This is a genomic window from Frankia sp. AiPa1 (assembly GCF_023243075.1).
Lineage (GTDB): Bacteria > Actinomycetota > Actinomycetes > Frankiales > Frankiaceae > Frankia.
Map to the genome: position 1 here is coordinate 1 of NZ_JALKFZ020000069.1, position 5563 is coordinate 5563.

Annotated in this window: 3 rRNA genes; all 3 read left to right on the forward strand. The window is 58.5% G+C overall.

What is annotated here, in order from left to right:
• Positions 1-221: 221 nt before the first annotated feature.
• Positions 222-1731: ribosomal RNA gene (locus tag MXD95_RS07295) — 16S ribosomal RNA — on the forward strand.
• 482 nt (positions 1732-2213) lie between these two features.
• Positions 2214-5319, forward strand: a 23S ribosomal RNA gene (locus MXD95_RS07300).
• Positions 5320-5387: 68 nt separating this feature from the next.
• Positions 5388-5504: ribosomal RNA gene (rrf, locus tag MXD95_RS07305) — 5S ribosomal RNA — on the forward strand.
• The 16S, 23S and 5S rRNA genes sit together here, the layout of an rRNA operon.
• Positions 5505-5563: the final 59 nt, after the last annotated feature.

Below are 5563 nucleotides of genomic sequence, written 5' to 3' on the forward strand. Positions count from 1 at the left end.
CCGGTAAGCGTCTGCTCCTTGAGAACTCAACAGCGTGCCGATTGTCAGTGCCAAATATGTTTTACCCCCTCTTTTGCGGCCTGGCTGGTTGTGTCCATCTTGATGGTGGGTGTGGCTGGTGGGGTTGTGAGGGGATTCCTTTGAACACGCTGCTGTGGCCTTTGTGGTCGCGGTGGTGATGTTGGGATCTGGCCGGATGGAAGTCCGGTCGTCTTCATGCATTGATGGAGAGTTTGATCCTGGCTCAGGACGAACGCTGGCGGCGTGCTTAACACATGCAAGTCGAGCGAGGGGCTTCGGCTCCTAGCGGCGAACGGGTGAGTAACACGTGGGCAACCTGCCCCGAGCTCTGGAATAACCTCGGGAAACCGGGGCTAATGCCGGATATGACACCTCCGGGCATCTGGTGGTGTGGAAAGATTTATCGGCTCGGGATGGGCCCGCGGCCTATCAGCTTGTTGGTGGGGTGATGGCCTACCAAGGCGACGACGGGTAGCCGGCCTGAGAGGGCGACCGGCCACACTGGGACTGAGACACGGCCCAGACTCCTACGGGAGGCAGCAGTGGGGAATATTGCGCAATGGGCGAAAGCCTGACGCAGCGACGCCGCGTGAGGGATGACGGCCTTCGGGTTGTAAACCTCTTTCAGCAGGGACGAAGCGCAAGTGACGGTACCTGCAGAAGAAGCACCGGCCAACTACGTGCCAGCAGCCGCGGTAATACGTAGGGTGCAAGCGTTGTCCGGAATTATTGGGCGTAAAGAGCTCGTAGGCGGCCTGTCGCGTCGGCTGTGAAAACCCGGGGCTCAACCCCGGGCCTGCAGTCGATACGGGCAGGCTAGAGTCCGGCAGGGGAGACTGGAATTCCTGGTGTAGCGGTGAAATGCGCAGATATCAGGAGGAACACCGGTGGCGAAGGCGGGTCTCTGGGCCGGAACTGACGCTAAGGAGCGAAAGCGTGGGGAGCGAACAGGATTAGATACCCTGGTAGTCCACGCCGTAAACGTTGGGCGCTAGGTGTGGGGGACCTTCCACGGCCTCCGTGCCGCAGCTAACGCATTAAGCGCCCCGCCTGGGGAGTACGGCCGCAAGGCTAAAACTCAAAGGAATTGACGGGGGCCCGCACAAGCGGCGGAGCATGTGGCTTAATTCGATGCAACGCGAAGAACCTTACCAGGGTTTGACATGCAGGGAAATCCTCCAGAGATGGGGGGTCCGTAAGGGTCCTGCACAGGTGGTGCATGGCTGTCGTCAGCTCGTGTCGTGAGATGTTGGGTTAAGTCCCGCAACGAGCGCAACCCTCGTCCTATGTTGCCAGCGAGTAATGTCGGGGACTCATAGGAGACTGCCGGGGTCAACTCGGAGGAAGGTGGGGATGACGTCAAGTCATCATGCCCCTTACGTCCTGGGCTGCACACATGCTACAATGGCCGGTACAAAGGGCTGCGATGCCGTGAGGTGGAGCGAATCCCAAAAAGCCGGTCTCAGTTCGGATCGGGGTCTGCAACTCGACCCCGTGAAGTCGGAGTCGCTAGTAATCGCAGATCAGCAATGCTGCGGTGAATACGTTCCCGGGCCTTGTACACACCGCCCGTCACGTCACGAAAGTCGGTAACACCCGAAGCCGGTGGCCCAACCCTTGTGGGGGGAGCCGTCGAAGGTGGGACCGGCGATTGGGACGAAGTCGTAACAAGGTAGCCGTACCGGAAGGTGCGGCTGGATCACCTCCTTTCTAAGGAGCGTCTGGCTTGTCTGCCCCTGTGGGGGTGGGTGGGTCCAGGGCCAGGGCCGGATGTGTAGGCCGGTCTGGTTGCTCATGGGTGTGGATCACTGACGATGATTGCTGGCTGGTGCTGGGGTCTAGTACTCCTGCTGGTCTGTCTGGGTGTGTCTGTCCTTCGGGGTGGGTGTGTCTGGGTGGGGTGGTGGGGTGGAATGGTTCTGGTGGCTGGTGGGTGGTCGTGGCACGCTGTTGGGTCCTGAGGGAGTCAGGCCTGTGGGTCTGGTTGTCTCTGGTTCTTCTGGTCTGTCTGGTTGTCTGGTGGTGTCGGGTCTGCCTCCTGGTGGGGGTGGGCCCGGTGTTGCTGGGGGGCTTGGTGGGCTGTGGGTCTGGTCGTGGTGGGGTACTGCTTCCCGGTGTGGGGGTGGGTCCTGCGGGTGCGGCTGGGGCTGTCCGTACGTTGAGAACTGCACAGTGGACGCGAGCATCTTTGTGGCCAAGTTAGTAAGGGCGCACGGTGGATGCCTTGGCACCAGGAGCCGATGAAGGACGTGGGAGGCTGCGATATGCCTCGGGGAGCTGTCAACCGAGCTATGATCCGAGGATTTCCGAATGGGGAAACCCGGCAGGGCTTTAAATCCTGTCACCCATGCCTGAACACATAGGGCATGTGGAGGGAACGCGGGGAAGTGAAACATCTCATTACCCGCAGGAAGAGAAAACAACCGTGATTCCGCGAGTAGTGGTGAGCGAAAGCGGATCAGGCTAAACCAGTGTCGTGTGAGAGCCGGCAGGCGTTGCGATGCTGGGGTTGTGGGAGCGTTCTGAAGGGACTGCCGTTTCTTCGAGGAGTCAGAAAAAATGCTGTTAGGCGAAGGTCATGCGAATGGACCGCCATAGAGGGTAACAGCCCTGTAGCCGAAAACAGTGTTTCTCCTGAATGTTTTCCCAAGTAGCACGGAGCCCGTGAAATTCCGTGTGAATCTGGCGGGACCACCCGCTAAGCCTAAATACTCCCTGGTGACCGATAGCGGACTAGTACCGTGAGGGAAAGGTGAAAAGTACCCCGGGAGGGGAGTGAAAGAGTACCTGAAACCGTGTGCCTACAATCCGTGGGAGCTGGACTTCGGTCTGGTGACCGCGTGCCTTTTGAAGAATGAGCCTGCGAGTTTGCGGTGTGTGGCGAGGTTAACCCGTGTGGGGTAGCCGTAGCGAAAGCGAGTCCGAAGAGGGCGTTTGAGTCGCATGTCCAAGACCCGAAGCCGAGTGATCTACCCATGGCCAGGTTGAAGCGCGGGTAAGACCGTGTGGAGGACCGAACCCACCAGGGTTGAAAACCTGGGGGATGAGCTGTGGGTAGGGGTGAAAGGCCAATCAAACTCGGTGATAGCTGGTTCTCCCCGAAATGCATTTAGGTGCAGCGTCGCATGTTTCTTGCCGGAGGTAGAGCACTGGATGGCCTAGGGGGCCCACAAGCTTACTGAAGTCAGCCAAACTCCGAATGCCGGTAAGTGAAGTGCGGCAGTGAGACTGCGGGGGATAAGCTTCGTAGTCGAGAGGGAAACAGCCCAGATCGCCAGCTAAGGCCCCTAAGCGTGCGCTAAGTGGAAAAGGATGTGGAGTCGCATAGACAACCAGGAGGTTGGCTTAGAAGCAGCCACCCTTGAAAGAGTGCGTAATAGCTCACTGGTCAAGTGATTCCGCGCCGATAATGTAGCGGGGCTCAAGCGCACCGCCGAAGCTGCGGCATGCACAAGTGGCCCGGCATCTTTGATGTCCAGGTTTGTGTGTGGGTAGGGGAGCGTCGTGTGGCGTGTGAAGCGGCGGGGTGACCCAGTCGTGGATGCCATACGAGTGAGAATGCAGGCATGAGTAGCGAATGACGGGTGAGAAACCCGTCCGCCGGATGACCAAGGGTTCCTGGGGCAGGCTAATCCGCCCAGGGTGAGTCGGGACCTAAGGCGAGGCCGACAGGCGTAGTCGATGGATAACGGGTTGATATTCCCGTACCGGTGTTGATGCGTCCATGCTGAGGCCGGGTGTGCTAACCATTTCGAGTCTTCATGTCCTTTCGGGGGTGTGGGGGTGAGGGTGGGATCCTGTCTGGTAGTAGGCAAGCGATGGGGTGACGCAGGAGGGTAGTCCAGCCCAGGCGGTGGTTGTCCTGGGGCAAGGGTGTAGGACGGGGTGTAGGTAAATCCGCATCTCATGTGTCTGAGACCTGATGCCGAGCCGATTGTGGCGAAGTGGATGATCCCATGCTGCCGAGAAAAGCCTCTAGCGAGTGTCAAGACCGCCCGTACCCTAAACCGACACAGGTGGTCAGGTAGAGAATACCGAGGCGTTCGAGTGAACTGTGGTTAAGGAACTCGGCAAAATGCCCCCGTAACTTCGGGAGAAGGGGGGCCGTTCTCCGTGTAGGGACTTGCTTCCGTAGCGGGGAGTGGCCGCAGAGACCAGGGGAAAGCGACTGTTTACTAAAAACATAGCTCCGTGCTAAGTCGTAAGACGATGTATACGGAGTGACGCCTGCCCGGTGCTGGAACGTTAAGGGGACGGGTTAGCTCTTCGGGGCGAGGCTCAGAACTTAAGCGCCAGTAAACGGCGGTGGTAACTATAACCATCCTAAGGTAGCGAAATTCCTTGTCGGGTAAGTTCCGACCTGCACGAATGGCGTAACGACTTTCCCACTGTCTCAACCACAGACTCGGCGAAATTGCATTACGAGTAAAGATGCTCGTTACGCGCGGCAGGACGGAAAGACCCCGGGACCTTTACTATAGCTTGATATTGGTGTTCGGTTCGGCTTGTGTAGGATAGGTGGGAGACTGTGAAGCTGGGACGCCAGTTCTGGTGGAGTCATTGTTGAAATACCACTCTGGTCGTACTGGATGTCTAACCTGGGTCCGTGATCCGGATCAGGGACAGTGTCTGGTGGGTAGTTTAACTGGGGCGGTTGCCTCCTAAAGAGTAACGGAGGCGCCCAAAGGTTCCCTCAGCCTGGTTGGCAATCAGGTGTTGAGTGCAAGTGCACAAGGGGGCTTGACTGTGAGACAGACATGTCGAGCAGGTGCGAAAGCAGGGACTAGTGATCCGGCGGTGGCTTGTGGAAGCGCCGTCGCTCAACGGATAAAAGGTACCCCGGGGATAACAGGCTGATCTTGCCCAAGAGTCCATATCGACGGCAAGGTTTGGCACCTCGATGTCGGCTCGTCGCATCCTGGGGCTGGAGTAGGTCCCAAGGGTTGGGCTGTTCGCCCATTAAAGCGGTACGCGAGCTGGGTTTAGAACGTCGTGAGACAGTTCGGTCCCTATCCGCCGCGCGCGTAGGAGATTTGAGAAGGGCTGTCCCTAGTACGAGAGGACCGGGACGGACGAACCTCTGGTGTGCCAGTTGTTCTGCCAAGGGCATGGCTGGTTGGCTACGTTCGGAAGGGATAACCGCTGAAAGCATCTAAGCGGGAAGCCTGCTTCGAGATGAGATCTCCCTCAGGGTAGCCTGGTAAGGCCCCCGACTAGATGATCGGGTTGATAGGCCGGAGGTGGAAGTGCGGTGACGCATGGAGCTGACCGGTACTAATAGGCCGAGGGCTTGTCTTCGAAGGTGCTACGCGTCCACTGTGTGGTTCTGACTGTACGGCCGGTGATGGCTGTGATGGTCAGAGTGTTTCGGTGGTTTTGGCGAAGAGGAAACGCCCGGTCTCATTCCGAACCCGGAAGCTAAGCTCTTCAGCGCCGATGGTACTGCATGGGGGACTGTGTGGGAGAGTAGGTCGCCGCCGGACTTATACAGGTTGTGGGGCTGTCCCGTTTTCGGGGCGGCCCTTCACCTGTTTCTGGGATT